The sequence below is a fragment of the Stenotrophomonas sp. TEPEL genome, from assembly GCF_004348785.1.
In the GTDB taxonomy this organism is placed as follows: domain Bacteria; phylum Pseudomonadota; class Gammaproteobacteria; order Xanthomonadales; family Xanthomonadaceae; genus Stenotrophomonas; species Stenotrophomonas indicatrix.
In genome coordinates, this window is record NZ_QQXJ01000002.1 from 1 (window position 1) to 1118 (window position 1118).

General features: G+C 60.1%; 2 protein-coding genes. Both read left to right on the forward strand.

Features of this window, described 5'->3' with window-relative positions:
- Nucleotides 1-59: 59 nt before the first annotated feature.
- The gene (locus tag TEP_RS19665) at nucleotides 60-353 is read left to right on the forward strand and encodes a transposase (RefSeq protein ID WP_132826582.1); all 294 of its coding nucleotides are present in this window, start codon (nucleotides 60-62) and stop codon (nucleotides 351-353) included.
- Nucleotides 350-1118: IS3 family transposase (locus TEP_RS19670; protein ID WP_240790769.1), on the forward strand; the 769-nt coding region annotated here is incomplete at its 3' end. The genes TEP_RS19665 and TEP_RS19670, both read left to right, overlap by 4 nt.

Below are 1118 nucleotides of genomic sequence, written 5' to 3' on the forward strand. Positions count from 1 at the left end.
TGAGGTGGTCTAATCCAGCTGGACACTCGATAGGATCAATCCAAGCATCGAGGTGACCCGTGGCAAAACAGATAACCCAAGGCATGAGAGACGAGGCTGTTCGCCTTGTCGTGGTGGAAGGGCAGACGGTGAGGGAGGTCTGCCAGTTGATGGATGTCGGCCCGACCGCGCTGAGGCNCTGGATCGACCAGTGGCAGCGCAAGCACAATCCCGACGCCGAAGGCCCGCCAATTGACCCTCGGGCCCGAATTGCGGAGCTGGAATCTCAGAATCGAAGGCTCAAGGAGGAGCGTGATCTACTAAAAAAATCCATTGCCTTCTTCGTTCGGGACAGCGATCGCCGGAACAAGTGATCGAAGAACNGGGGAAGGCNGCTCCGATCCGATTGGTCTGCCAGCTGATGGACTATCCACGCAGCAGCTACTACGCCTGGCTGGGGCGACAGGAGCAGATCGACCACGCGTTGTTGAGTCAGGTCGATTTGGTAAGGCGTATTCACAAATCGCACCGGGGCAGCTTTGGATCCCGCCGTATGGCTAAGGAACTCGCGAACAGCGGGGTCCAGGCTGGTCGATATCGCGCCCGGACGCTGATGCGCCGGGCCGGAATCCGGGCGCGCCAGCACAAGCGGCACAAGTACCAAAGTCTTGGGCCGCAGGCCCTGACCGTCAGCAATGTGTTGGATCGCCAGTTTAATCCTGAGGCGCCAGACCAAGTTTGGGCAGGCGACATCACCTATGTTCCCACCCAACAGGGCTGGCTCTATCTGGCGATCGTTGTGGACCTGTATGCCCGACGGATCGTGGGATGGGCCCATTCCCACGAAGCCGACGCCTGGCTGGCCGTCAGGGCGCTGCGGGGAGCATTGAAACAACGCCGTCCCAAAGCAGGGCTACTCTTTCACTCCGACCAAGGCCGGCAGTACACCAGCCATGCCATCGCCGAGNTTCTGCGCGACAACGCCATCACCCAGAGCATGAGCCGGAAGGGCAATTGCTGGGACAACGCCGTAGTGGAGCGGGTGTTTGCCACCCTCAAGGGAGAATGGCTGTACGCCAAGTACCCGACCCGGCACGAGGCAGCCGTGGATATCGAAAAGTTTGTGGACTGGTACAACC